The 22914-nt window shown below is 55.3% G+C and carries 30 protein-coding genes; 11 read left to right on the top strand and 19 right to left on the bottom strand.

Going from position 1 to position 22914, the window contains the following annotated elements; all coding sequences use genetic code 11:
• Nucleotides 1-7: 7 nt before the first annotated feature.
• Entirely contained in the window at nucleotides 8-388 is a 381-nt protein-coding gene (locus ACZ5Q2_RS09005) for a DUF6152 family protein (protein ID WP_061333674.1), read from the bottom strand.
• A gap of 233 nt (nucleotides 389-621) precedes the next feature.
• On the opposite strand from ACZ5Q2_RS09005, the gene ACZ5Q2_RS09000 reads away from it, so the two are divergent.
• From ACZ5Q2_RS09000 to ACZ5Q2_RS08985, 4 genes are read left to right on the top strand one after another with little or no spacing between them, the layout of a single operon-like run.
• The gene (locus ACZ5Q2_RS09000; RefSeq protein ID WP_061333672.1) at nucleotides 622-1383 is read left to right on the top strand and encodes an SDR family NAD(P)-dependent oxidoreductase; all 762 of its coding nucleotides are present in this window, start codon (nucleotides 622-624) and stop codon (nucleotides 1381-1383) included.
• Nucleotides 1384-1410: 27 nt separating this feature from the next.
• The gene (locus ACZ5Q2_RS08995) at nucleotides 1411-2052 is read left to right on the top strand and encodes a TetR/AcrR family transcriptional regulator (RefSeq protein WP_061333671.1); all 642 of its coding nucleotides are present in this window, start codon (nucleotides 1411-1413) and stop codon (nucleotides 2050-2052) included.
• A 59-nt stretch (nucleotides 2053-2111) separates the two neighbouring features.
• Nucleotides 2112-2555 (top strand): YHS domain-containing (seleno)protein, encoded by a 444-nt coding sequence (locus tag ACZ5Q2_RS08990; RefSeq protein ID WP_061333669.1) that lies wholly within the window; start codon nucleotides 2112-2114, stop codon nucleotides 2553-2555.
• Between the two features lie 13 nt (nucleotides 2556-2568).
• Nucleotides 2569-3195 carry a DUF938 domain-containing protein gene (locus ACZ5Q2_RS08985; protein WP_061333667.1) on the top strand — a complete coding sequence of 209 codons (627 nt, stop codon included), beginning with the start codon at nucleotides 2569-2571 and terminating at the stop codon, nucleotides 3193-3195.
• A 40-nt stretch (nucleotides 3196-3235) separates the two neighbouring features.
• Here the strand turns inward: ACZ5Q2_RS08985 and ACZ5Q2_RS08980 are convergent, their stop codons facing one another.
• From ACZ5Q2_RS08980 to ACZ5Q2_RS08955, 6 genes are all read right to left on the bottom strand, one after another.
• Complete coding sequence (locus tag ACZ5Q2_RS08980) at nucleotides 3236-3616, bottom strand: ribbon-helix-helix domain-containing protein (RefSeq protein WP_061333665.1); 381 nt, start codon at nucleotides 3614-3616, stop codon at nucleotides 3236-3238.
• 70 nt (nucleotides 3617-3686) lie between these two features.
• Nucleotides 3687-4256, bottom strand: coding sequence for a DJ-1/PfpI family protein (locus ACZ5Q2_RS08975; RefSeq protein ID WP_061333663.1), 570 nt, complete (start codon nucleotides 4254-4256; stop codon nucleotides 3687-3689).
• 174 nt (nucleotides 4257-4430) lie between these two features.
• A complete protein-coding gene (locus tag ACZ5Q2_RS08970; RefSeq protein WP_061333661.1) occupies nucleotides 4431-4943 on the bottom strand; it encodes a DUF4124 domain-containing protein in 513 nt (170 codons plus the stop codon).
• A gap of 72 nt (nucleotides 4944-5015) precedes the next feature.
• Nucleotides 5016-5666: a DUF1294 domain-containing protein gene (locus ACZ5Q2_RS08965; RefSeq protein WP_227510296.1), complete on the bottom strand. Its 651-nt coding sequence runs from the start codon at nucleotides 5664-5666 to the stop codon at nucleotides 5016-5018.
• Complete coding sequence (locus ACZ5Q2_RS08960) at nucleotides 5663-6118, bottom strand: CopD family protein (protein WP_061333659.1); 456 nt, start codon at nucleotides 6116-6118, stop codon at nucleotides 5663-5665. Before ACZ5Q2_RS08960 ends, ACZ5Q2_RS08965 begins: the two co-directional genes overlap by 4 nt.
• 100 nt (nucleotides 6119-6218) lie before the next feature.
• On the bottom strand, nucleotides 6219-6842 hold the full coding sequence (locus ACZ5Q2_RS08955; RefSeq protein ID WP_061333657.1) for a hypothetical protein: 624 nt from the start codon (nucleotides 6840-6842) through the stop codon (nucleotides 6219-6221).
• A gap of 135 nt (nucleotides 6843-6977) precedes the next feature.
• Between ACZ5Q2_RS08955 and ACZ5Q2_RS08950 the strand changes: the two genes are divergently transcribed.
• Together ACZ5Q2_RS08950 and ACZ5Q2_RS08945 are read left to right on the top strand one after the other, a co-directional pair.
• The gene (locus tag ACZ5Q2_RS08950; protein WP_061333655.1) at nucleotides 6978-7607 is read left to right on the top strand and encodes a hypothetical protein; all 630 of its coding nucleotides are present in this window, start codon (nucleotides 6978-6980) and stop codon (nucleotides 7605-7607) included.
• A 29-nt stretch (nucleotides 7608-7636) separates the two neighbouring features.
• Complete coding sequence (locus tag ACZ5Q2_RS08945; protein WP_061333653.1) at nucleotides 7637-8182, top strand: nucleoside 2-deoxyribosyltransferase; 546 nt, start codon at nucleotides 7637-7639, stop codon at nucleotides 8180-8182.
• Nucleotides 8183-8250: 68 nt separating this feature from the next.
• Here the strand turns inward: ACZ5Q2_RS08945 and ACZ5Q2_RS08940 are convergent, their stop codons facing one another.
• The 4 genes from ACZ5Q2_RS08940 to ACZ5Q2_RS08925 form a co-directional block, all read right to left on the bottom strand.
• A complete protein-coding gene (locus ACZ5Q2_RS08940) occupies nucleotides 8251-9357 on the bottom strand; it encodes a histone deacetylase family protein (protein WP_061333651.1) in 1107 nt (368 codons plus the stop codon).
• Between the two features lie 101 nt (nucleotides 9358-9458).
• Complete coding sequence (locus ACZ5Q2_RS08935; protein ID WP_156471788.1) at nucleotides 9459-10250, bottom strand: substrate-binding periplasmic protein; 792 nt, start codon at nucleotides 10248-10250, stop codon at nucleotides 9459-9461.
• Between the two features lie 156 nt (nucleotides 10251-10406).
• Entirely contained in the window at nucleotides 10407-11243 is an 837-nt protein-coding gene (locus ACZ5Q2_RS08930; protein ID WP_230715910.1) for a DUF6544 family protein, read from the bottom strand.
• Nucleotides 11240-12247, bottom strand: a complete 1008-nt coding sequence (locus tag ACZ5Q2_RS08925) for an Acg family FMN-binding oxidoreductase (protein ID WP_061333646.1) — start codon at nucleotides 12245-12247, stop codon at nucleotides 11240-11242. Before ACZ5Q2_RS08925 ends, ACZ5Q2_RS08930 begins: the two co-directional genes overlap by 4 nt.
• Before the next feature lie 208 nt (nucleotides 12248-12455).
• On the opposite strand from ACZ5Q2_RS08925, the gene ACZ5Q2_RS08920 reads away from it, so the two are divergent.
• Entirely contained in the window at nucleotides 12456-13598 is a 1143-nt protein-coding gene (locus ACZ5Q2_RS08920) for a hypothetical protein (RefSeq protein ID WP_061333643.1), read from the top strand.
• 27 nt (nucleotides 13599-13625) lie between these two features.
• On the opposite strand, the gene ACZ5Q2_RS08915 is transcribed toward ACZ5Q2_RS08920, so the two are convergent.
• The 3 genes from ACZ5Q2_RS08915 to trxC form a co-directional block, all read right to left on the bottom strand.
• Complete coding sequence (locus tag ACZ5Q2_RS08915; protein WP_061333641.1) at nucleotides 13626-14417, bottom strand: DUF4124 domain-containing protein; 792 nt, start codon at nucleotides 14415-14417, stop codon at nucleotides 13626-13628.
• Nucleotides 14418-14885: 468 nt separating this feature from the next.
• Nucleotides 14886-16088, bottom strand: coding sequence for a M24 family metallopeptidase (locus ACZ5Q2_RS08910; protein ID WP_061333640.1), 1203 nt, complete (start codon nucleotides 16086-16088; stop codon nucleotides 14886-14888).
• A gap of 121 nt (nucleotides 16089-16209) precedes the next feature.
• Nucleotides 16210-16650 (bottom strand): thioredoxin TrxC, encoded by a 441-nt coding sequence (trxC, locus tag ACZ5Q2_RS08905; RefSeq protein WP_061333637.1) that lies wholly within the window; start codon nucleotides 16648-16650, stop codon nucleotides 16210-16212.
• A gap of 25 nt (nucleotides 16651-16675) precedes the next feature.
• Here trxC and ACZ5Q2_RS08900 point away from each other — a divergent pair, with 25 nt between their 5' ends.
• Complete coding sequence (locus ACZ5Q2_RS08900; protein WP_230715841.1) at nucleotides 16676-16864, top strand: hypothetical protein; 189 nt, start codon at nucleotides 16676-16678, stop codon at nucleotides 16862-16864.
• Between the two features lie 592 nt (nucleotides 16865-17456).
• Here the strand turns inward: ACZ5Q2_RS08900 and ACZ5Q2_RS08895 are convergent.
• Nucleotides 17457-18461, bottom strand: a complete 1005-nt coding sequence (locus ACZ5Q2_RS08895; protein ID WP_432210715.1) for a nuclease-related domain-containing protein — start codon at nucleotides 18459-18461, stop codon at nucleotides 17457-17459.
• Between the two features lie 148 nt (nucleotides 18462-18609).
• Nucleotides 18610-19533, bottom strand: coding sequence for a M14 family metallopeptidase (locus tag ACZ5Q2_RS08890; protein WP_061334066.1), 924 nt, complete (start codon nucleotides 19531-19533; stop codon nucleotides 18610-18612).
• A gap of 163 nt (nucleotides 19534-19696) precedes the next feature.
• Here ACZ5Q2_RS08890 and ACZ5Q2_RS08885 point away from each other — a divergent pair, with 163 nt between their 5' ends.
• A complete protein-coding gene (locus tag ACZ5Q2_RS08885; RefSeq protein ID WP_061334064.1) occupies nucleotides 19697-20035 on the top strand; it encodes a type II toxin-antitoxin system RelE/ParE family toxin in 339 nt (112 codons plus the stop codon).
• The gene (locus tag ACZ5Q2_RS08880; RefSeq protein WP_061334061.1) at nucleotides 20016-20309 is read left to right on the top strand and encodes a helix-turn-helix domain-containing protein; all 294 of its coding nucleotides are present in this window, start codon (nucleotides 20016-20018) and stop codon (nucleotides 20307-20309) included. The genes ACZ5Q2_RS08885 and ACZ5Q2_RS08880 overlap by 20 nt, the downstream gene beginning before the upstream one ends.
• Nucleotides 20310-20403: 94 nt before the next feature.
• Here ACZ5Q2_RS08880 and rho read toward each other — a convergent pair whose 3' ends face one another.
• Nucleotides 20404-21369 carry a transcription termination factor Rho gene (gene rho / locus ACZ5Q2_RS08875; RefSeq protein ID WP_230715843.1) on the bottom strand — a complete coding sequence of 322 codons (966 nt, stop codon included), beginning with the start codon at nucleotides 21367-21369 and terminating at the stop codon, nucleotides 20404-20406.
• Nucleotides 21370-21565: 196 nt separating this feature from the next.
• Between rho and ACZ5Q2_RS08870 the strand changes: the two genes are divergently transcribed.
• Nucleotides 21566-22093 (top strand): retropepsin-like aspartic protease family protein, encoded by a 528-nt coding sequence (locus ACZ5Q2_RS08870; RefSeq protein ID WP_061333939.1) that lies wholly within the window; start codon nucleotides 21566-21568, stop codon nucleotides 22091-22093.
• A 19-nt stretch (nucleotides 22094-22112) separates the two neighbouring features.
• On the opposite strand, the gene ACZ5Q2_RS08865 is transcribed toward ACZ5Q2_RS08870, so the two are convergent.
• Together ACZ5Q2_RS08865 and ACZ5Q2_RS08860 are read right to left on the bottom strand one after the other, a co-directional pair.
• Nucleotides 22113-22424 carry a helix-turn-helix domain-containing protein gene (locus ACZ5Q2_RS08865; protein WP_061333936.1) on the bottom strand — a complete coding sequence of 104 codons (312 nt, stop codon included), beginning with the start codon at nucleotides 22422-22424 and terminating at the stop codon, nucleotides 22113-22115.
• Between the two features lie 14 nt (nucleotides 22425-22438).
• A complete protein-coding gene (locus ACZ5Q2_RS08860; RefSeq protein WP_061333935.1) occupies nucleotides 22439-22792 on the bottom strand; it encodes a type II toxin-antitoxin system RelE/ParE family toxin in 354 nt (117 codons plus the stop codon).
• Between the last annotated feature and the right edge of the window lie 122 nt (nucleotides 22793-22914).

Below are 22914 nucleotides of genomic sequence, written 5' to 3'. Positions count from 1 at the left end.
CCCGGGCTCAGGAAGCACGGCCAGGGTAAAGATTGAAGTCCTGACCGTCGATCACAACGCGCTCGGCCTTCACTAACCGTTCACCCTCCCGGGCCGAACGGTGACCATGCACGGTAATCTCCCGCCCCTCGCTCAACATTTCCCTGGTCAGTCCAACCCGCTCATTACGCCAGGGCTGACCCACTTCCACCACCCAATCCTCACCATCCGCGCGTATCGTCACCTCGCCATGGGGATTCCCGAGGCGCACCGATTGGATAACACCAGTGATTTCGAATTCCTCATCTGTGGCCCAGGCCCAACCGTGATGTGCCTGAGCTGTCGAGGTGGCCAGAAATACAGCAAACACGGCAGTACTCAGCAGAAAGATGAAACGAAGCTGAGGCATGATTAGTCCTCCTGTCGCGATAGTGTCAAAGCAATCACTCAGGTTTTACATCAACCTATTGAGCAAATACGAGGATGCCCTGTCACCAGACTAGGACAGATTCCCCAGCAAAGCAGCACGGAAGACTTCGGTTCCCCGGATTGGCCCCAAAACATAAGTAACCAAAGGTTATTTACATGCCGAAAGCGCCGGCGTATATTAAATAACCACAGTTCACTTAAATGGAGAAGAGCATGTCATACGTGATTATCACCGGCGCCAGCGCCGGAATTGGTGAGTGTTTCGCCCGAGCACTGGCATCCGAAAAACAAAACCTGATTCTGGTAGCCCGTCGGGAAGAGCGCCTTAACACGCTGGCTGCCGAGTTGAAGCAACAGCACGGAATAGACGCCATTGTTCTGAAAGCCGATCTGGCAAACCAAGCAGGCACCGATGCACTGGCCCAGCAACTGAACGATGGCGGCTGGGCCCTCAATGGCCTGATCAACAACGCCGGGTTTGGCGATCGTGGTGCCTTTGCCGACATCGAGCTTGAACGGCAACTGGCTATGATCCAGGTGAACGTTACCTCCCTCGTCTCCCTCACCTGGCAGTTGTTGCCGGCGCTGCGCAAGCAGCCAGGCAGCTTTGTAATTAACGTAGCGTCTCTGGCGGCGTTCCAAGCCGGCCCCAATATGGCCATCTACTACGCCACCAAGGCCTTCGTACTCTCCTTCTCCGAGGCACTGCATGAGGAGCTAAAGGGCTCAGGCGTTGCCGTCAGTACGCTGTGCCCGGGTGCCACAGAGTCGGAATTTGCCCAGGAAGCCCACATGACCAACACCAAACTGTTTAAAGCCGGCACCATGTCCGCTGAAGCGGTGGTCAAGAAGTCCCTTGCCCAGCGCCGAAAAGCCATCGTGATTCCCGGGCTGCGTAACCTGCTGATGGTATGGTCTGGTAAACTCTCGCCCCGGGCCGTAACACGGCGCCTGGCCGGCTGGCTACAAGCCTGAACGCGGCCAACAAACGAGTGATTTGAGGTGGTTTTGAAGTACAGACTATGCGGTGGTAAACAGCGCGCCCGTTCCGAGTCGGATAAGGCGCTGCGGGAACAACAGATACTCAATGCGGCGGAAGACCTGTTTCTGGAGCATCGGTTCCATGGCGTCACGCTGGCAGACGTGGCCCGGGAAACCGGGGTCACCAAAGCCGCCCTGTACCGTTATTTCCGCAGCAAGGAGCTACTGTTCATTGCGGTGTACCGCCGAGCCATGTCGGACTGGGTGTCAGAAGTGGAAGCCTCCGGCCCGGCAGGTTTCCCGGAGCGGTTTGTTGATCACATTCTGGCTCATCCCGTATTCTGCGGCCTGACCGCAATCCTGCACATTGCCCTGGAAACCGGCCTGAGCGAAGACGAAGCCCGGGAGTTCAAACTCTTCCTTCTGGCTCAAACCCGCCGCATCAGCACGATTATCGGGGCAGCTACCGGCCAGGAAGAAGCCGCCTGCCTGCGGTACCTGATGCAATGCCAGCAGGCGCTGATCGGCAGTTGGCACATGTGCCACCCACCGGAGCCGGCCCGCAAGGCCATGCAGAAAGAACCGCTGACCGTGTTCCAACTGGAGTTTTCAGACACCCTAAGGCAACACCTGGGCGTTTTGACCAAGGCATTTATTGCGTAACAAATCGGAGGTTCGATTGTCAGGTTTATCGTACACCTAACTACCAGGGAGGACCTGACATGAACCAACGCATCACACTGATTGCTACCTTCTGGCTCCTGGCCAGCATGGCCTGGGCTGCTGAACCGCCCGTTTACACCGGCCTGTTGAGCAATACTGGCGCCGGAGGGTACGACACCGTGGGCTATTTCACACAGGGCAAACCGGTCAAAGGCTCGCCCCGTTACACTGCAGAGTACCAGGGTGCGACCTGGCGTTTCGCCAATGCGGAAAATCTTGCACAGTTCAACGCCAACCCTGAAAAATTCGCACCGGCATACGGCGGCTATTGCGCCTGGGCTGTCAGCCAGGGCTACCTCGCCAAAGGCGACCCACAGCACTGGAGCATAAGGGACGGACGGTTGTTTCTGAACTACAACCAATCGGTACAGACGTCTTGGCTGGCGAACACCAACCAACTCATTCGCGAGGCCGATGCGAACTGGCCAGCCGTTCTGAAATAGGAGAAACGCATTGATGACCAACCACCTGCCCTTTTCCCAAGCCTGCGAAAACAACAAGGGCCCCATACTGGAAAGACTGCGCGAGGTCTTCAATGCACCGGGCACCGTGCTGGAAATAGGCACCGGCACCGGCCAGCACGCCGTGCATTTCGCAGCAGCCCTGCCCCACATACAGTGGCAGCCAACGGACCACCCCACGGCCGCGCACCTGGCTGTTTCCCGGCTGGAACAGGCTGCGTTGCCAAATATTCTCCCCATGCGAAAGCTGGACGTGGCCAACAGCCCATGGCCCACACGGGAATTCCGATGGGCGTTCTCCGCCAACACCGCCCACATCATGGCCTGGACAGAAGTGGAACAAATGTTCCAGGGCATCGGCGCAAGCCTGCCTGATGACGGCGCGTTTTGCCTGTATGGGCCGTTCAGGCACCAGGGCGAGTTCACCAGTGAAAGCAATCGGGCGTTTGACCAGTCACTCAGATCTCAGGCGCAACACATGGGCATCCGCGATATCGAGGATCTGTCTGCGCTGGCCAAGGCGGTGGGGTTGGTACTGCGGGAAGATTATGCAATGCCGGCAAACAACGAGATGCTGGTGTTTGTTCCAGTGCATGCGACCAGTATAAAACCGACAGACTGAGGATCAGGGGCTGTATCCGCGAATATGGGTTGTCGCGCGCCTAGTGGCTTGCCTTACTCACGACTTTCGGTGTTGCCGATTTACCGCGTTTACCAGCGAGAATACGATCTGCATCTAGTGAAGCAATCGGCACCCGGGTATCCCTCGGCACGTCACCACTCAGCTGCAATTCCAGATACCGCAACGCACAAACCCGCAGGAAGGATGTGAAATTGCCCAGATCATGGCCCGCATCAATGGACTCATGATAAAGCCGGGTGATCATCTGCGGCAGATTCATACCATCGCGCTCAGCCAGCTCCGACAGCACCTGCCAAAAGGCGTTTTCCATCCGCACACTGGTGACCATACCGTCAATTCGCAGGGAGTGGGTGCGGCTACCCCAAAGCTCCGAATCGGCGTTAATAAAGAGCTTGCACATAACGGCCTCCCCGAATGTGGTTGATGGCGCTTGAGGGTACTGAGGGGCCAGCGCCCTGGCCCCTGCTGCGTTACTGATCCAGCAACTTGAAGAACTGCGCGAGCCAGGCCGGATGGGCAGGCCACGCAGGTGCTGTTACCAGATTAGCATCGGTGACCGCCTGATCAACCTCGATACTGGCGAAGGTGCCGCCTGCGAGCTCAACCTCCGGTTGGCAGGCCGGATAGGCAGAGCATTTACGGCCCTCCAGAACCCCTGCTGCGGCCAGCAACTGAGCACCGTGGCAGATCGCCGCCACCGGCTTGTTGGCTTCAAAGAAATGGCGAACCAGCTTCTGCACATCCTGGTTAAGCCGCAGGTACTCCGGAGCACGGCCGCCGGGCACCACCAGCGCGTCGTAATCTGCCGGATTCAGTCCGTCAAAATCCGCATTCAAGGCGAACCGGTGGCCGGGCTTTTCAGTGTAGGTCTGGTCACCCTCGAAATCATGTATCGCCGTGGCGACCGTATCGCCCGCTTTCTTGTCCGGGCAGACGGCATGAACCGTATGGCCAACGGCCTGCAGTGCCTGGAACGGCACCATAGTTTCGTAGTCTTCGGTGAAATCACCGGTAATCATCAGAATCTTCTTCCCGCTCATGGCTGTCTCCTTGTGTTTGTATTGCCAGGTCAGGAAACATTAGCAGCGGTGGTGTCGGGGCGGGTATTAAGGGGTTACTACAGGTCTTAAAGCGGCAATCACAGCTTCAGCATCAGGTTCCTCGCACCAAACGCTGACCTACCTGGTATGGACTGACCAGGGTGTGGTCCAGAACTAACGTACATCGGGATAGCGCGGCTTCTTAACGGACTCGCATTCCTCAAAGGCATACCCCCTGGTACCACCGCCCTTGATCTGGTACTTGCCGAAACACGCCATACTTTCCCTATACCGCTGCATCTCCGCTTCATAATTGGCCATACGCTGCTCACGGGTCAGGCGCCCCTGACCCGGCTTCACCTCCTCCGGCAGGGTAGACACATTCTGCTGCGCCGGTACTTGTTCTGACTCCTCCAAGCGCTCTTTTTCCCGTCGCTGCTCACCCAACTCTCCTGCTACGCGTTGCAACGACTCAGCACGAGCTTCAGCCTGGCGCTGTTCTTCAGCAGAAGGTATGCGAACTGAAAGGTCGACAGACTCTCCTGACTGCTTGTGTTGTTCCGGAATGCGGTCTCCAAAGTGAACGTTGCCAGCATCATCTACCCATTTATAAACTTCAGCAGAGGCTGGTGGCAAAGGGGACATAAAGAACACGCAAAGCGGTAACATCGTCCTGCGAAACCACATAACAAAGTTCCTTTTTTGGCTTCTTGATATCTTCACCATAGCAAAAGGGAGATTGTTTAGCGTAACGCCCACCTACCAGATTAGCGGCCGCAAAGACCTGGACAAATCAAAGCCCAATTGCTGCCGCAACCCCATCGCCTCCGGAGCCACAAGCAACCAGCCCAACGCGCCCAGATTGGCCAACACCGCCAACCAGAACACAAACTGATAACTGCCTTTCCGCGTTTTGTGGCGGAAAACCTGCTGCGCCATGAGTGCACCGGGCCAACCGCAGCAGAGCTCAAAGAGGTGCAGCGTTTTCTCAGCGGTACGCTGGGCTCCTCGCTGGGCAGCCTTTTTGTCAATCCAGTACATGACAAACAGAACCAGACTCGCCCCGACGTAGGCGGCGGGGATCGAGACCGGCAGATAACCTTGATAGAACAGGCCAGCGAGCACACTGAAAAACGCCAGTACAACAGCGGCCGCCACCCAGACTCCCTGCGCAATGCTGGCACCCACCTTTGCTGCCCCAACATATTGGAACCGACCAGCCCTCAAACGGCCCTGGTCATCTTTCGTGGTGCTGAATGTCACCTTGCGATTAGCAACCGGCCGGCCCCGGCCTGCATAACTGCTGATGTGAGCAAACACACGCTCACCGCCACCCTCCGGCGAGATAAAACCAAAACCCTTGGCGTCATTCCAGGCAGTGAGCATTCCTTTCTGATTCAACGCGCTCACAAATACCGCCCGCCAGCCCCAATCGTCACCACAATCAGCCCAAGAATCAGGTTAGTCCCAACCAGCTTGCGAATCTGCCCCACCTGGCGCCCGCCCTCCTGAGGGTCCTGATTGGCCACTGCCTGTTTCAGCCGCCGGAAGGGGGCAAAGTAAACATGGGCGTAGATCAGGATCATCACAATACCCAGCGCCTGCATCACGTGGATATGCCAACCGGCACCGGCCATGCCGCCGAACACACTCAAAATCATCCAGTACCCGGTGACCAACAATAGAATCACCGCCGCCCATACCCACCGGAAAAACCGGGACAACGTGGCACACCAGAGCCCGCCTCGCTGGGAGGCATCAATCACCTCAACCACCGCAGGGCGCATAGCCATGTAGGCGAAAAACATACCGCCAACCCAGATTACGGCAGATAGGACATGCAGTGCGATGGCTAAACCCATAAAGCAACTCCTGGATGAGAAATTCGAGTGGTAAGTATAAGTTTAGCCCTCGCGAAACAACCCTAAAACAACGGAAGCGGTTGAGGACGATCGAGCCCGCCTATAGAGCATCAAGCTCTGCCCGGATAGTCTGATAAACTTCCTGGTTCCGGGATTCCAAAAACACCGCAAACTCAAAAGCGTTAAAGCCATGATAGTCCTTCCCCGGACTATCAATCGGCAGGCTTGGATCCACCCCCAACTCCAGAAGGGCGCGAAGATAACCCACATCGGCGTAAAGGACGGCCTCATGCACCGGAGCAAGCCCGTTGTGGTAGCCGTTTAACGGCTCTCCCCTTGCGGCAAAGTGTCGAAGTAACGCATAGCCACGGCGCGTCATGATGGAATCAGCATCGTGCCTATCCAACGAGGTGCCTACGAAATTGACCAAAGGTTGCGAACAGCCACCCATCGCCGTCATCGCTTTACCGCAGCGTTCATAGGGCCAGTCGAAATTGGTGAGAAGCCAGTAGGCCACCGCAGGCCGGATCGCCAGACTATTGAAATCCGAAGGGCTCCAGGGCACTTCGTCGGGGTCAAGAAGCGCTATGACTGTCAGCCCCCAGGCATCGGAACCGAAAGCCCAGGTGCGATAGAACATCGGGTACAGCGTCAGAGCAATCACCAGGCACCCGCCACATAGGGTGAGCGCCTTTTTGTGGCCCAGGAAATATTTGATAAGCACTTTGCTCCTCCTTGAGCATTTTATGTTTTGGCGGTTAGTTCTCTCCGCCAAAGGTATGCTGTGCTACACACAAGCATTTGGTACGATAGCCCCGCTTGCGTAAGGACTACGCGGCCTGACTGTAAGGGATTATGTATGAAAAGAACTGGCCCTAAATCCAGCATGAATCGGCACCAAAAAGTCCTGTGCGCCATTCTGCTGCCAATGGTCATCCTCTCGGTACCTCAGATCTTCGGCCCTAAAAATTTCTGTCCCGATTTAGAGGTTGCCAAGATTGCGCTGTACCTATCGGCATTTATCACCTTCTTGGTATCGCTCTGGGCGGGGTACCTGCTTCATACAGGAAAGATCACTCCGGATCCCCAATGGCATTCGTTTGGCCTTAGCAAAAAGTGCCTCACCTTCATAGGTTGCCCCTTGTTGCTCTGGATGATGTGCCACTTATCCTTCGGTTACACGATCCCGCGCATCTGGACGATGCTGAGTAGCGAGACCTTAACGGTAGCATACCAAGTCACAAAATACCGTGGCGGTGGTCGCCACTCGTGCAGCTATCAACTTGAGAACGATCAACTGGACCGAATGTATTTCCAAATCTGCGTGCCCAGAGATTTCTGGTATCGATTGCCAGATGGCCCGTTCATCGCAATGTTCAAAGTTGAGCAATCGCCTTTAGGAATGACATTCAAAGGGACTCGAGAAGACTGGATTGAACTAAACTTACCAACACACCTATCCAGCGATCGGTCGGCTCGTATCCAATAGTCAACGCCGAATTGACAGACAATACTCACATGCAAAAAACAAAACGCATCTACCTCGCAGGCCCGGAAGTCTTCTTCCCGGCGGAAGAACACCAGGCCATCGTCGCCGAGAAAAAACGCCTGCTCCGGAACGCCGGATTCGAAGGCGCCGACCCGCTGGACACAGCGCTCGAGTTTTCGGATGAGGAGGCAAAACACGAGCGTGGCCACCGGATATACCAGGCCAACCGCGAACTGATGGACAGCTGCGACGCCATCATTGCCAACCTCACACCGTTTCGCGGCATTAGCGCCGATCCGGGTACTGTGTTCGAGGTGGGTTACATGATCGGCCAGGGCAAGCCCGCCTTCGGGTTCACCCTGGACAGCCGGCTGTATCAGCAACGGGCGGGTGCAACCTGCCAGGACGAACTGGGCCACACCATTGAGGATTTCGAGATGAGCGATAACCTGATGATCGAGGGGGGAATCCGCGAATCCGGTGGCCAGCTGTTCGTGGCGCAGCAATCCGGCGAACACCGCTTTTTCTCGGCGGAGATGTTTAACCGCTGCGTAAGGGCGCTCGCCCATACCTGAACCAACTCTGGCAAGCCCAAGCTCTGGCGGGCTGTTAACGGCGCGACACGCCGGGCCCTCCACAACAACTACTCTTCAAGATCCTGAAACGCCGAGCGATGAAACTCCGCCGCTTGCTCCGCCTCTCTTACACCCACTTCCCGTATTTCGGGAGCATCGCCGCCCGCCAAGGTCTCCAGCACCGCATGAACGCCTTTAGAGAGCGAAGTCAGGTTGTAGCCGCCTTCCAGAACCATGGCTAGCCGACCGTCACAATGTTTGTCTGCAATATCCTGAACAATACGGGTGATCGCCCTGAACCCATCGTAGGTCAGGTTCAGCGCCATATCATTACGGTGGGGATCAAACCCGGCAGAAACCAGTACAAGGTCTGGCTCGAAGTAATCAGCCGCCGGGATCAAGATCTCTCGAAAGACCTTCTCGAAGGCAACGTCACCCGCGGACTCCGGCAGCGGAACGTTGATGGTGTAGCCCTCACCCAACCCCTCGCCCACATCCTCAAGATGACCAGAGCCAGGATAGAACGGCGCCGCACAATGGGTATCGAAGAAAAGCACATCCGGATCAGCCCAGAAAATATCCTGGGTGCCATTGCCATGGTGGGCATCCCAGTCGATGATCAAAATCCGTTCACAGCCCAGTTTGGCCTGAGCATGGGCCGCCGCAATGGCAACATTGTTCAGCAGACAGAAGCCACGGGCGCGTACCGGTTCCGCATGGTGGCCCGGCGGCCGCACCAGCGCGAAAGCGCTTTGGCACTCCCCCTTCACAACACTGGTTACAGCGGCAATGGCATTGCCAGACGCCGCCGTGGCAGCGCTGACGCTATCCGGCGACACCGCCGTGGTGTCCTTATCGAGCCAGGCGCGTTTACCCGCCATGGAAAAAATATGATCCAGATAAGACGTGGTGTGCACGCGTGCCAGCTGTTCATAGGTTGCTGCGGCCGCTCCACTGCAGAACTGAACGCCATCTATCGGGTGCTCGTCCAGGTACGCCTTGATGGCAGAGAGCCGCCCCGGATGTTCCGGATAACTCCACTTGAAATTCAGCCCCTCGAGAATCGACCTGACACGCTTCTCCACCCGGCTGGGCATAAAAGGCAAATCCACCTCCGGGTTGTGCCCGAGCATCACATCGTCGTAGAACACGTTTACGCTGCGATCGCCGATCATAAGCCCTTTCCTCTTCTCCCGCGTTCCCTATAACAAACCCTATGGCGAATGCCTTTCAACCACTCTAGCCACCACTAATAGCCTAGTCGCATAATTCGGCGCTATCGATAGCTTTCGATCAGAACTTTCCGCTGTGCCTGGAATTCCGGGCTCTGCATAATCGCATCAACCCTATCGATCACCTCCCTAGCGAACGGCAGTTCTCGCGAAACGCCAATGTGAAAAGGGATCTGGGAATTAGGGATAAAATCAACCTTCCGAACTTTCAGCTTGTTCGAATAGCCAAGTTGGCGAGCGGCGAATCGTGCATCTTCAGCAGGCTGCACCATAAAATCCCCGGCCTCTCGCAGCATCAGAAGGTGCATCATCGTATTCAGGTGTGGGCCCGGCACACGCGCCAGATAGCCGGGAATATTGTCTTCCTCCCATTTGGAACCCCTCTCGACAATCACCGTCAGACCGGACAAGTCAGCAAAGCTGGTTGCCGATTCAATCACATCGATATTGGGGTTTTCAGCCGAGTAGACCAGATGGCCGAAATCCTGCGTGAATAGCGGTAAAGCTGAAAAGATTGCATAGCCCTGTCGCTCCATTGAGGGATAGGTGAGAAGACCATCGGTAACGCCATGCCTGACGTTGTATTGTGCTCTCGACCAGGGCAAAACCACACTTTCCGTGGTGTATTCGGGGATAAAACTGAACGCCAGCTGCACCAGATCCGGAAACAACCCTGCAGCCCTTCCATCAGATGAGGAACTGTAAGGTGGGGACGCTTCGCTGAACGCAAAAGTCAGTATGCTGCTTCCCGCCGAGACACGGGGAAGCGCCAGCCATACAACCAGGAACACGAGGCATAACCGCGTCGCCATTTCTTTTAAGAGATACTTAATCACCAGGTTATCTCCGGTTCTACTGCTTTCCATAGACGGCTGTAAACCGGCTGAAACTTGATGAACCTGAACCGTTTTTCCAAACAGAATAAACAGGCAGGCTCACTGAAGTGGAATTATAGTGCAACCGCCAGGCCCATTGCTTGGCAAATGGCATGGTCAACATCCAGGTGGCCCATGGGGGAACTCAACAGCGCTCACATCCGCCACAAAGAACGGAAAATACTGGTCCGTATCAAAATGATTGCCCGCTTCCACACGTGTCGGCAAACGAAACCCGCCGAACAGCCGGAACTCAGAGAGATACCCGCCAAACGGTTGTAACCGGTGTTTCTTCTCGGGATTGGCGTTACTCCACCGCTGAAAACTGACCTCAACGGGCTGGCCGCTTGCCGACACTTTGATATCCACAGAATGTGACAGGCCGCGATACTCCACGGTAACCCGTGCCTTGTCAGTGTCCAGAACCTCCCAGGTAACGCCCGGGCCCGGCAACAACGCTGCAGGCGTCCAGAAAACGGCTTCGGTAACGTAGCGGCCGAACGCCGAGCGGGTGTGATCCGGGTCGCCGCCAAAGCGGGCAACAGGGAGCAACCCCATCAGCCAGAACCGCGTCCATCGCTGGCTGTCAGAACCCGACAGCCGCATCAGGCCGCGCCGCGCATGCATCTTCCAGACGAACCCGGAGGGCAGGGCCAACACCTGGGTTGCCTCGAAATCCAGATAATTGGGATTGCCCTTGTCACCCATGCCGAAGCGCCCCGCCATCCGGATGCGGGCGACCGTCGCAAGCGGCGTACCGGGTTCAATGGTATACAGAAAATATCGCCTTGCAGGCTCGGGAAGATCGGCAACCATCTCGGCGGCAAAGACCGGGGACTGTGCGAGCTGCGCACCCACCAGCTCGCGCATGGCTTTGCGGTCCGCCCAGTGGTCCAGCAGCCGCCAGGCCGACAAAACCAGCCCGGCCAGAATAAGTACCCCCAGCAAAATCACCGGATAACCTCCTCAACCGGCCGCCGGAGAGAGCGCGGCATCTGCGGGCCGTGGCCAATCCGCACAATCAGGTCCGGGCGCCGGCCACCAATTCCAATGGCGCGGGCAAATTCAGGGCGCAGTGTCGCCACCTCCACCGGCTGGTTAATAAACGCCGAACGCAGGCCCAGAGCTGCAGCCTGAAGGGCCAGGCGCTGGTAACACCGGCCCGCCTCAATCCAATGGGGAATGTCATCGGCCTCTGAATAGATGACGGCAATGGCGGAAGAACTGTGAATTTGCCGATGATCTCTTTTGTTCTGGTTTTTGGCAGAGAACGAACTCTTCATCGCCAGCAATCCGAGCCAACGGGGCACAGCCGGATTGCCCATAACCGGCCCGTACAACCCATCGCCGGAAAGCACCGCCTCCTTGCCGTTAAACCGAATCCAGGCTTTAAGCTCCCGAGCCCATTCAGGGTCTGCAAATTGGGCATCGTTGCCCTTGACGACATAATCTGCGACCAGCGCTTTTTGATCGGCATCGGTCATCAGAAGCACCGACACGCCATCACCCTGCCCCGCTACCTGAAGCTGCTCCAGCACTTCAGCCGCAAGCGGCACACCGTCATACTCTGAACGGCTGCACTGCCGCAGTGGAATCGCCTCGAAAAGCGCAGACTGCGCGGCCATAGCCTCTTCAAAATCAATCACCACCCCGGATGTCGATACATCGAACTGGCAACGCCCCTTTAACCCGACAGCTTGCGCTGCCAGCAGAAGATTCTCCGTGGCGCACCCCAGGCTGGCGTAAAGGTGGTGATCATCCGGGTCCACCGCCGGGCAACGCCTGGAAAGATCAGGCAACACCCGTATGCGGTTGGCGTCCAACTCGAATATCCAGGGCTGGGTATTGTGACTGGAGGCCGCTAAGGTGGCGTACCGCACCAACTCCCGATAGTCCTGAGGTGAGGCGCCAGGCGCACTGTGGCACCAGGTTTCGTTGACCCTATCTGAGTAGTTCATAGCGCCTCCTGGCTCCAATCCATGAAGTTTAGGCCGTGAACTTTGCATCGGCTAGCGCTGAGGGAGCCAGTCCGAAGTTCGAACGTTAACCATGTAACAAATTGTATATTTGTACATGTGTTCATTTTTATCCCGCGTCGGCCCTGATAGCCTCAAATCCGGGCGATAGCCCGTATCCACACAAAAACAATATGGATAAAAATACGCTATGTTAAAAACCTTCCGATACATTTCCCTGATGCTATTGGCATCTGTTCTGTTTCTCCCTCTTGCCGCGCACGCCGCAGCAGACACACTCGATTACGGGCTTTACTGGTTTGACGGCGACAACAATTCCGTCAAAGCGTTAGAGGCCGACGGCACAGTCAACAATGTACCACTCAAATTCTACGACCCGTCGAAACCGACCATCGTGCATTTCCACGGCTGGCAGCCGGGTTCCGCTACCCGCGGCGACGGCTACGACCGTGAAGACTTCCGCTTCGTCTGGGGCTCCGAAGACGTCATCACCTCCAGCCCCTGGAAGAGCAAAGGCTGGAACATCGCCTATTTTTATTGGGACCAGTTCGCCGATGAATCGGAGCTCAAAGATGCCGAGGCCAAAATGTGGACCGCCAACGGTCCTCGCGGCATGCGGTACCGCCTCAGTGACGGCAGCTACAGCACTCAGCATTCACCCAACAAGTCAGTCGGCGATATTGCCTTTGAGCAGGTGACCGCAGCACTGGCCGGCAACACCTCCTACTACGTTCGTCTGTCTGGCCACTCGCTGGGCAACCAATTGGCAACCATCGTGGCCGGCAAAATCAGCGATGCGATCTATGTCGGTGATGTTGGCGTGAACGTGATGGTTGATCGACTGGAACTGCTGGACCCGTTCTACTCAAAAGACGGCAAAAGCTACCTGGGCGATGCCAACGGTGACGGCAAACTGGACTGGACCGGTGAGCGAGTTCGGTGGATTGTTCAAGACCTGATCGAGCGCCACAACACGCCGGTAACGGCCTATTACTCAAGCAACATCAATGACCTGTGGATTGGTGACAAAAACCTGCAGCTGCGCGCCATGGTGGCTGAGATGTGGCACCGTTACTGGTACCTGGCCGATGAAGTAAACAAGCACAATCACGTTGTGCCGAATTACTTCCGCTCAATGGCCTCCGCGCCTCCAGAAGAAGTCACCATCAACTGGTGGGGTAACCGGACCCCTACCGGCAACGACGCCGCAAGCGCCAGTACCGATGACAGCCGGATTCTGGACATGATGGGCAACACGAATTACTGGGATCAGGTAGAAGGACGTTACACCGCTGACCCGGAAGACGACCAGTTCGAAATCAAGAATTACTGAGATCGACCTGGCCATAAAAACCGCGGGCTAGTCCTGCGGGTTTGATTCGTTGCGTTCAACCAAAGCGTTTTCCATCAGCATCACGGCTTGTTGATGCCGTTCAATCTCTTGCTGCCAATAATCCCGGGTCCGTTTATCCGGACACGGGTTGTCTCGGTTCCTAAATTCATTCGTGCGCTTGGCGCTGGCAACCTGAATAGCGCGTCGGCGATATTCATCGGGATTGTTTGGCACATCCAGATAGGCATTATTGCGCGCCTCATACAAGTCAATCATTTTGTCCGGATCCCGCGTATCGCAATGGGAATGGCGCTGGCGTTTGCAGGCTGCATGGGCTTTCTGGAACGTTTCTTCACGGCGCTTCTTCCGCTCCGCAATGTTTTTCTTCCACCTCACGTCACACTGCTCGGCTTGCGCCAAATCTTGTTGTCTTTTGACAATGGTTTGCTTGGCGGTGGGCAGAGCAATCGAACCGCCCCAGAGCTCTCCTTTCCGGAAGACTATGTAAGGCTCATCGGCCATGAACTGAATACGGTGCTCCGGTAATCCCTGCCCTAGGGCAGGGTCCGGCGCGACTTGAGTCTTCGCCGGGGTCGACGACCGGGTGTTGCGGATCTTTATCTCGCTTTGAGTGGAGGTGATCTCGCAGGGCATGGCTTGGTAGGCAACTTGACCGGAGCCCGTTTCGCATTTGTAGACCCCAGCGGAGGCGCTGACACCGAGCAGCGAGAGCGCGATCCCGAACACGAGCTGGGTGACCGGCGCGGTCCCTGAAACTGGAGTGAAAACGGCGGATAAAGCGTCGGGGCCTGACAGCATGGCTGCTTTCCTTGTGGTTGGGAGCGGGGACCCGGGCGGCGCCTTTCCGCCTCTATGTGTCGTCAAACATGGCTATTTTCGCCAACCATAGCAAAACCGCTTCCGATCGTCCCGGGCTCGGCCCACCCACGCGCCCTCATATGGAAACGATGGGATGGTTGTCACAAACCAGGAGCGCACTGGCCCATATTTGAATCGGCATTGGCAGACCCGGCCCTCAGAACCCTATAAACGACAGCCATAACGCGAAAAAAGCAGCTCCTATAATAAGTACCGCACCATGAACCACCAGGTTCCTCCGGGTAGTTGGAGCCGGCTTTGGCGGGAAGCTGAAGTAATCCTCACCAAACAACCCAACGCCGCAGCTCTCACAGTAATTCTTCGAGTAAGAAACACGCAACGCAGATGGCTCAAACTTTTTTCGGCAGCTGTAACAACTGGGTTTAAACATGTCGGGTCCAGGTACGTTTAAGATTTAATGAGGTCAACCCGTTCATTGACCTGCCAATCATTGTCGGTAATGGCTACACCACCCTTGGCAGTGACCTGTACCGTGTCACTTAGGCCAATACCCCACTCCCCAGGCAGGCGAAGACACAGGGGGAGGTGGAAAACCATGTTTTCCTCAAAGCGGCGGGTGAGACCGCGGGCAATGTAGCCGGTGCCTTCAACCCAGCTGGGAGGGAACTGCGCTCCTACTGAGTAGCCGAATACGCCAGAGAAAAATACTCGATCGGCATAGCGTGCCAGGGCCGCCTCGGCAGCCTGTGCTGCATCATCAAAGGTATTACCCGGGCACATAGTTTCTTTCAGGGCGGCATAGACGCATTGGCACACTTCCGCGATCTGGTGCATCTGAGCCGTGGCTCCGCCCGCTACAACAGTGCGCATCATCGGCGCGGTATAGCGCTGATAAGCTGAACCAAATTCAAGGAACACCGGATCCCCTGCCTCGATAACGGTGCGTTTATGATTGACGTGTATCACGCTGCTGCGCTGACCGCAGGTCACGATCGGCTGCAGGCTCATGAACTCGCTGCCCGCCGCGAGCAGTGCACGTGCACCCTCGGCAGCCACCTCATTGTCGGTAATGCCGGGCTCAATGATAGCTTCTGCAGCTCGTAGACCGATTGCGGTGATGCGTGCGCTCTCGCGCAGGCAGTTCAGTTCGGCCTCGCTTTTGACCAGACGCTGACTATCCAGCAATGCGCCGCCATCATGGTGAAAGCGTGCCTTGCCCAGACGGTTTAACAGGGGTTGAATGATGGCGTAGCGCAAACCGGCAGAATTCGCATCCAGGCCTATGTACTGGCAGGGTGACAGCAAGGCCAGCAAAGGCTCGATGACTTCACTGATATCCTCCCAGCGGTAACCAATGATTTCGTCGACCCTTGCGGTAACAACAGCCGGCCCAGTCTCAATCGACGGTACCTGCAGGACAACACGTTCCGCCGTGACCAACAACGCGGTATGCACGGAGACCTCAAAGGTATGATAGCCGGTTAGGTAGAAAATATCGGCAGGATCGGTCAACAGCAGGGCATCACGTCCGGCTTCAGTCATCAGAGCCCGGGTACGCGCCAAACGGAGACTTAATTCACCTGCCGGAAAGGGTAGCTCGCTGCCTTCCAGGGTGTCGGCTAAAGCCTGGCGGTAAGCGTGGAAATCCATAGTAGTCTCCAGAATCAATAAGGGACTACTTGAGTGTAGGCATAAAACGCCCTGCCCCTAAACCAGGATAATCGTTGAAAGGGCTTGAGGCCTCCCGAGGACTGCCAATTACACCCTAAGTCTACCGAATACCCTTCGATTGCAGCCACTGGCTGATCTGCGCCTGATTCATAGCACCGCTCTGACGGGCCACTTCCCGGCCATTCTGGAACAGGATCATTGTGGGTATGCTGCGAATGCCAAACTGCCCGGCAGGCCCCGGTGACTGTTCGGTGTTCAGCTTGGCAAAGCGCACTTTACCCTGCCAGGCTTTCGCCGCCTGCTCGAACTGTGGCGCCATCGCTTTGCAGGGGCCACACCAACTGGCCCAGAAATCCACCAATACCGGCACATCGCTGCGTCCGGTGTGTGCCGCAAACGACTGCTCCGTAAGATCCAGCACCTGGTCTGGCCAGAGAGCTTGTTTGCACGCACCGCAGTTGCCACCGGCAGACAGCTTGTCGGCCGGTACGCGATTCACTTTGTGGCAATGGGGACACACCAGGTGTCGAATGTCAGTCATGATTGGTCGGCCTCTGATTTGTCAGATGGTTGAATTAATCGGGTCAAATGGCCGGAAATCAAGCGGCGAGCGCCCCGGTTGGGCCGATGTACCGGCCGTGGCCAACAAGCACCTGTATGAAATCAAATCACCGCTGATTCTTCAGCCTGGGCCGGCGGCGCTGACGGATGGGCTAGATGCGTTGTGTGAGATTATTGATCAGACAAACACCTGATTGTCACCGGCCTTTCGATTCCCGATAGACCTCACACGCCTTGTCTCGCTCCCGAGCCAACCTGGGATCACTATTCCCCATAGCCGCAACCGTCGCCGCGTTGCACGCCTGACGGGCTTCCTCCAACCCGGAAAGCGTCGGGGCTGAGTCTATATTTGCAACAGTGGGTTTGAAAGACACAGCAGCATTGCAATACATATTCTGGATCTGAACCTGCCGCCAGTCGTCTGACGCAGACTGCCTCAATTCCGAACACAGCGCATGGAACAGCTGAGAAGCCTTCACGGTACACCCGGAAAACTGACTGATGTTTTGTCGATAATTCGAACAGATGCTTTCAGGGCGCACCCGCCACAACTGATGCTGATAGGAAACTGAAACACCCTCGTATTCGACAACGACCGGCGTAATCTCAAGGTTTCTGGTTTCATTGAAATGATTGGATACCCTCGACTGAACGGTATTCAGGTATGCGGAAAACACAAAACTTACAGGGTCCAAAATCTTGTACTCCAGAATAGATCCAAATCGAAGCTCAGGGGTCTCAAAAAATCAAAACCCAACTGCCGCCGCAAGCTCATCGTTTTCTGATTCAATGAATTTCTCCCTGTAAAGCCTTATATCGAGCACACGCCTTATCTCGGTCTCTCAAAAGACGCGGATCCTGATTGCCAATCGCGGCAGCTATCAGCGAATTACATTCCTGCCGTGCTAAAAACAATTCGGAGGGAGATTGATGAACACGCTGAACAACGCTATTGGAAGACGGCTCAGCAGGCCGAGCTGCTTGCTCAACTCGCGGTTCTGACACTCGTTTTGTACCTATTGCCATCGCCCCCGAAACGAAATTTGAATACGCGTTCACGCCGATCGCACCAACTCCCAACATCAACACCGGGAAAATCAGGATCTTGAGAAGCCCACTGCGTGACTCACGAGGTGCAACGCCATGGCGCTCAGATACCAGGCCTCTAACATGCCGAACATGGGCCCGATCAGTGGCAAATGATTCCTTAAGACGACCAGAGGCCACCTTTTCCAGAGCCTCTTTTACCTGATCAGGGCTCAGTACCGCCTCCTGCTTCGACTTGATATAGCTAACATAGCCCAACCCGCGGGTAACTTGGTCAGGCATCGGTGTCTTGAAGGTACTGTCCCCGACAAACACCACCACCGAATGCATCTGGTGATCATCAAATCCAAGCAAGGCCTGCAGCGTTTTTACATGCTTATAGTTCTGATGAAGTGGGTTCTGAAATTTATAGTTGGACCGGTAAATTTTCTGGGTCCAGAAACGTTGATGCGGGTTGCCGAAAATCCAGCCTTTCATATTCTTGGTTTCCACAACGAAGACGCCAAACTCTGACACCAGAACGTGGTCAATCTGGGTGGTGCCGTCGTCCGTCGTGGGGAGAGTAACGTTCTTGACCAGATGGTAGCGGGATTTGTTGAGCAGCAACCGCGCAGAAGCGTTGACGAGGAATTCCCCCGTCTTGCCCTTGAACCACGGCGTCCTGATCAGGCCCAAGATAATGAGCAGGAGAATCAGATACCAGAATTCAGAAAGCACGACCTGGAAGGTTGAACCAAAATCCATCACGCGAACATCCTTGTTGTGCCTTTCTCAATCAATCAGATGGGAAAGATAAATCAGCCTTTCGATTTACACCTTATGAGTTTTGTAACCTCGGCATCTTCCTCATAAAACCGGGACAGATCTATTTTCCGGCCCAAAACGGTCCTGCTTATCCTACCGACAACGCATAGTCGATCGCCGCACACACCGCAGCAACCTGCGCGGCATTGCATTGCTCCGTGGTTACTCGGCCGCTGTCTGGGTACACCTCGGTGGTGGTCCGGTAGCGGGCGTTGGTCATGCTGGTGCAAAGGCCAAGCTGCGCCAGCGGATACTGAATCACGCCACGAGCGACCGCCGGTGAGCCGATGATCTCGCCCTTGTCATCCGCCGGCGCGATATGAGTGATCTTTTCCACCGCCTCGATCACCGCCTGCTGGAATTCAGGCTGCGGGTTCTCGGTGTCATCCACCAGGTAGAAGCCGTCCGGAATGTCACCCGGCTCAAACGGTTTGCCATCGCGGGCCGCAAGCGCTGGCCGGAACTCGGTTTCGTCGGTATCGGTCGTCTCGTGCAGGTCAATGTGCAGCAGTATTGGCTCAGCTATCGAAGCGACCAGTTGCATGAGCGCCGCGGACTCCCCGGCCTGGCCGTCATCACGGAACGAGCGGTTGGGGTCAATCGCGTTCGCGTTCCAACGATGGATGCGTTCGTAAGCCCAGGGGCTGACACAAGGCGCGACCAGCAGGTTTACACGGCCCGCGTAATCCAGTGCATGTTGTTCAACGAACTGCAGCGCTCCATGCACACCGCTTGTTTCATAGCCATGCACGCCGCCCGTAATCAGCACCACCGGCCGATCGGCACGCCAGTTGCGGCTGCGGATCGCCATCAGCGGATAAACGTCCGGGCCATATTCCAGACAGCCATACTCATGCACATCAAAGCGCGAACGCAGCCGCTCGATCACGCTCAACACATCGGACTCGTAACTGCGTTGACGGGTCTGCCGTGAAAGCCACTGAGCACGTTCCGCATCGCCCCAGGGAATGCCGGGCGTACCGATTGGATAAGCCGCTGAAGCGCTGTTCATATCGCAAGTCTCCTTCGCTCAGTTACTCGCGCGCATCTCACGCATTCGCATAGGCATGGTATCGATCCTGAGAAAATAAATCTGACCCAATTTTCCATGTCTCCAAATCACTTCTCGAGACCATGGTTATCGTATATGATAACCAAAAGATAAAGGAGTCCCCATGGATTGGGAAATAGAATTCTACGGTAAAGTAGATGAAGAACTGGCAAAGCTGCCGCCCAAAATTCAAGCCAGAATGATTCGGCTGATGGAATTGATGGAGAAGCATGGGGCGAACCTCGGGGAGCCACACACAAAGTCGCTGGGTGGCGAACTATTTGAGATCCGCGCAAAAGCCAAAGAAGGAATAGGTAGAGGCATTTTCTGCTACGTGCAGGGCAAGCGAATTATCATTCTGCATGTCTTTGTAAAGAAAGATCAAAAAATACCTAAGAAAGACCTGGAGCTCGCCAATGAGCGATTGAAGGAGGTCAAAAATCATGAATTTCAAAAAGTTTAAGCAGAAAGCGCTGGAAAATCCGGAAGTCCGTCGGGAATATAATGCTCTTCAGGATGAATTCAGCCTCATCGATCAGCTGATTACGATGAGGACCAAAGCCGGCCTTACCCAAGAGGACGTTGCGAAGAAGCTCGGAACTAACAAAAGCAACATATCCAGACTAGAACGCGGCCGAAGCAATCCGAGCTGGGGAACACTTAGCAAATATGCTGCAGCCTGCGGTTTTCGGGTAAAGCTGGAAGCCGTTGAAGATGGCCGAGCACGAAGACCGTGAGCACTACTGCACGATGTGCATGAGCGGCAATTGCAAAGCGAAATTCAAGAAAGGAGACTAAAACGGCTCCGGTTTCCCTACTAACAGCGCTGCTTCAATCGGTGTCTGTTCCGGAGATGCTGTTCAGAAGCTCCGCATTGGCGGGGTACTTCTCAAGCAGCTCAACCAGCTTTCTTGTGCCCTCTAGCGGTTTGAGGCCGCCAAGCGCCCGGCGCAACGCTCTTATTTTGTCTAAATATTTCGGATCTAACAGCAGCTCTTCACGGCGGGTACTGCTTTTCGAAATGTCCAGCGCGGGGAAGATTCGCTGGCTCGCAACGTCTCTTGATAAAACCAGCTCCATGTTCCCCGTGCCTTTAAATTCCTCAAAGATAACCTGGTCCATACGGCTGCCGGTATCCACCAGAACGGTGGCCAAAATGGTCAGCGAGCCGCCATTCTCAATGTTTCGTGCAGCGCCAAACAACCTCCGCGGGATCTCCATCGCTCGCGCATCCATCCCGCCAGACATAGTACGACCGCTGCTCTTTCGCTCCGCATTATGCACACGGGAAAGCCTGGTGAGAGAATCAATCACAATCATTACGTTGTGACCCTCACCAGCTTGTTGGCGGGCCATATCAAGAAGCTCATCGGCAACGCGAACGTGATGAGCATAGCTTTCATCCGAAGAAGAAGCGTGTACCTCAGCCGGAACGCTGCGCCTGAAATCAGTAACCTCTTCGGGTCGCTCATCGATCAATAACGCGTAAAGTTTAATCTCGGGATAGGCCTTTCCCACCGCCTGGCAAATATCTTTTAGAATCGTTGATTTTCCAGACCCCGGCGGCGCAACGATCAAACCTCGCTGCCCCATGCCAATCGGCGTGATCAAATCCATCGCACGCACCGTGAGCTTTTCTGAACCTGACTCCAAACGAATCGCCGGCGCTGGATTGATAACCACACTGTTTAAAAAACGCTTTTGGGGATCAGCCTCAACCATAACTTCGGCTTTCTCAGCCACTGGCTTGGCGTCTCTAATTGGTTTCCGGGTTAAACCTAATGTCTTTCTCGTCATGGTTGTTTGATAGCTCTTGTTTGATAGATATTTTTCGACATAGGCTGATAACGCCAGAAACAGTGTGCATAAAATAAATCTGTCCCGGTTTTCCGCACGTCCGAGGATTGTGTATGGGAAATCCAGATGCTACCGCCGAGCGAGTGGCCAAGGTAGTATTGGAACAACCTGCCCATGCCCCACAACAAGGAACAGGATGAGCAAACCTGGCATCATCAAACCCGAAATCCGATACCTCCTGTACTTCGCTGTGTTCTGGGTTGTATTGCTCGCCGCTGTCACGCATTTTTTCGGCAGCTGGGACTCCCAACAAAACAACCCTAACCAGCAACTGGTCAGCCAAACCCGCGGCAGCGTCACAGAGATTGAACTACAGGCCAACCGCCAGGGCCATTATTTGGCGAACGGCACCATCAACAACCAGCGTGTCACCTTCATTCTGGATACCGGTGCCACAACCGTGGCAGTCTCAGAATCCCTCGCCCAAAAAGCAGGCCTTAGAAAGGGCCAATCCGGCCGTGCACATACCGCCGCTGGTACAGTCAATGTGTGGAGCACGACCATTCAGGAACTCCGCCTGGGCGACATGACATTCTACAATGTACCCGGCACCATCAACCCCGCCATGGACCCAGACATGGTGTTGCTCGGCATGAGCGTGCTCGGGCAGCTTAACTTTTCCCAGCAATCGGGCGTTCTAACCCTGAGTCAGGATAATCGTTGAGAAGGGGTAAGGCCTCCACTCAAGCCGCACGAGGAGAGCCATTATCCTCTCCGGCCTGCAAGGTCCAGGTCATCCCCAAAGCCCGCCCTGCTTTCACAAGCGTTGTGATGGTTACACCGGTATCCTTCTCATCAAGAAGGCGGTTAACCACCGTACGGCTGGTATGCATTTTCTGGGCAAGCTGAGACTTATTCACACCGATCTGCCCCATTGCCTGCTGAATCTGCCAGACAATTACCCGCTTCAGCGCCTCAGCTTCTACTTGCTCAAGTGTGCCGTCAGCTTCAAGCAGATCATCGAGAGAGCTGCCAACGTGTTTGTGCTGTGTCATTTTCCTGCTCCCATTCAGACAAGATTCTTCTTACGATCTCTCGCCTTTGCCAACTCTTGATCTGGTGTTTTCTGAGTCTTTTTGATGAAACCGTTTAGCAACACCATGTCCCCACAAAACATTGTGAATATGACTCGTGCAATCCGACCGCCTGATAGATCACTGCGGACTTCCCACAAGTCTGAATTGGCCTTGCCAGAGAACCCCCTTACCAAGGGCATTCCCAGTGGCCATCCATATTCCACAGTCTTCAGATCAGTTCCGATCGCTGAACGATCCTCCTTATCAAGCTTCAGCAACCAATCCTTAACCGGCTCTCGACCATTGGCTGTTCTGTAAAATACGACATTTACTGTTTTCTTTGTCATACAACCCCTTCCTTGGCGCAATCCAAGTGTACCTAAATAGGTTCACTCATGCCAACCTTCCACCCCTGAAGGTTTGTCAGGTAGTACTCAAAATCGCGACTGAACTATCAGGGAAACTGCGA

This window comes from Marinobacter alkaliphilus (assembly GCF_055394375.1).
This window is presented reverse-complemented; position numbering and strand designations above follow the sequence as displayed.

Coding starts and splice junctions, on each gene's coding strand:
- ACZ5Q2_RS08910 (WP_061333640.1), bottom strand. CDS start 16,088: ATGGATTTCCACGCTTACCGCCAGGCTTTAGCCGACACCCTGGAAGGC.
- ACZ5Q2_RS08960 (WP_061333659.1), bottom strand. CDS start 6,118: ATGGGTTTAGCCATCGCACTGCATGTCCTATCTGCCGTAATCTGGGTT.
- ACZ5Q2_RS08885 (WP_061334064.1), top strand. CDS start 19,697: ATGGATTGGGAAATAGAATTCTACGGTAAAGTAGATGAAGAACTGGCA.
- ACZ5Q2_RS09000 (WP_061333672.1), top strand. CDS start 622: ATGTCATACGTGATTATCACCGGCGCCAGCGCCGGAATTGGTGAGTGT.
- ACZ5Q2_RS08970 (WP_061333661.1), bottom strand. CDS start 4,943: ATGTGGTTTCGCAGGACGATGTTACCGCTTTGCGTGTTCTTTATGTCC.
- ACZ5Q2_RS08975 (WP_061333663.1), bottom strand. CDS start 4,256: ATGAGCGGGAAGAAGATTCTGATGATTACCGGTGATTTCACCGAAGAC.
- ACZ5Q2_RS08880 (WP_061334061.1), top strand. CDS start 20,016: ATGAATTTCAAAAAGTTTAAGCAGAAAGCGCTGGAAAATCCGGAAGTC.
- ACZ5Q2_RS08900 (WP_230715841.1), top strand. CDS start 16,676: ATGGTTGAATTAATCGGGTCAAATGGCCGGAAATCAAGCGGCGAGCGC.
- rho (WP_230715843.1), bottom strand. CDS start 21,369: ATGACGAGAAAGACATTAGGTTTAACCCGGAAACCAATTAGAGACGCC.
- trxC (WP_061333637.1), bottom strand. CDS start 16,650: ATGACTGACATTCGACACCTGGTGTGTCCCCATTGCCACAAAGTGAAT.
- ACZ5Q2_RS08860 (WP_061333935.1), bottom strand. CDS start 22,792: ATGACAAAGAAAACAGTAAATGTCGTATTTTACAGAACAGCCAATGGT.
- ACZ5Q2_RS08985 (WP_061333667.1), top strand. CDS start 2,569: ATGACCAACCACCTGCCCTTTTCCCAAGCCTGCGAAAACAACAAGGGC.
- ACZ5Q2_RS08920 (WP_061333643.1), top strand. CDS start 12,456: ATGTTAAAAACCTTCCGATACATTTCCCTGATGCTATTGGCATCTGTT.
- ACZ5Q2_RS08990 (WP_061333669.1), top strand. CDS start 2,112: ATGAACCAACGCATCACACTGATTGCTACCTTCTGGCTCCTGGCCAGC.
- ACZ5Q2_RS08865 (WP_061333936.1), bottom strand. CDS start 22,424: ATGACACAGCACAAACACGTTGGCAGCTCTCTCGATGATCTGCTTGAA.
- ACZ5Q2_RS09005 (WP_061333674.1), bottom strand. CDS start 388: ATGCCTCAGCTTCGTTTCATCTTTCTGCTGAGTACTGCCGTGTTTGCT.
- ACZ5Q2_RS08895 (WP_432210715.1), bottom strand. CDS start 18,461: ATGGATTTTGGTTCAACCTTCCAGGTCGTGCTTTCTGAATTCTGGTAT.
- ACZ5Q2_RS08980 (WP_061333665.1), bottom strand. CDS start 3,616: ATGTGCAAGCTCTTTATTAACGCCGATTCGGAGCTTTGGGGTAGCCGC.
- ACZ5Q2_RS08950 (WP_061333655.1), top strand. CDS start 6,978: ATGAAAAGAACTGGCCCTAAATCCAGCATGAATCGGCACCAAAAAGTC.
- ACZ5Q2_RS08890 (WP_061334066.1), bottom strand. CDS start 19,533: ATGAACAGCGCTTCAGCGGCTTATCCAATCGGTACGCCCGGCATTCCC.
- ACZ5Q2_RS08945 (WP_061333653.1), top strand. CDS start 7,637: ATGCAAAAAACAAAACGCATCTACCTCGCAGGCCCGGAAGTCTTCTTC.
- ACZ5Q2_RS08940 (WP_061333651.1), bottom strand. CDS start 9,357: ATGATCGGCGATCGCAGCGTAAACGTGTTCTACGACGATGTGATGCTC.
- ACZ5Q2_RS08870 (WP_061333939.1), top strand. CDS start 21,566: ATGAGCAAACCTGGCATCATCAAACCCGAAATCCGATACCTCCTGTAC.
- ACZ5Q2_RS08925 (WP_061333646.1), bottom strand. CDS start 12,247: ATGAACTACTCAGATAGGGTCAACGAAACCTGGTGCCACAGTGCGCCT.
- ACZ5Q2_RS08915 (WP_061333641.1), bottom strand. CDS start 14,417: ATGCTGTCAGGCCCCGACGCTTTATCCGCCGTTTTCACTCCAGTTTCA.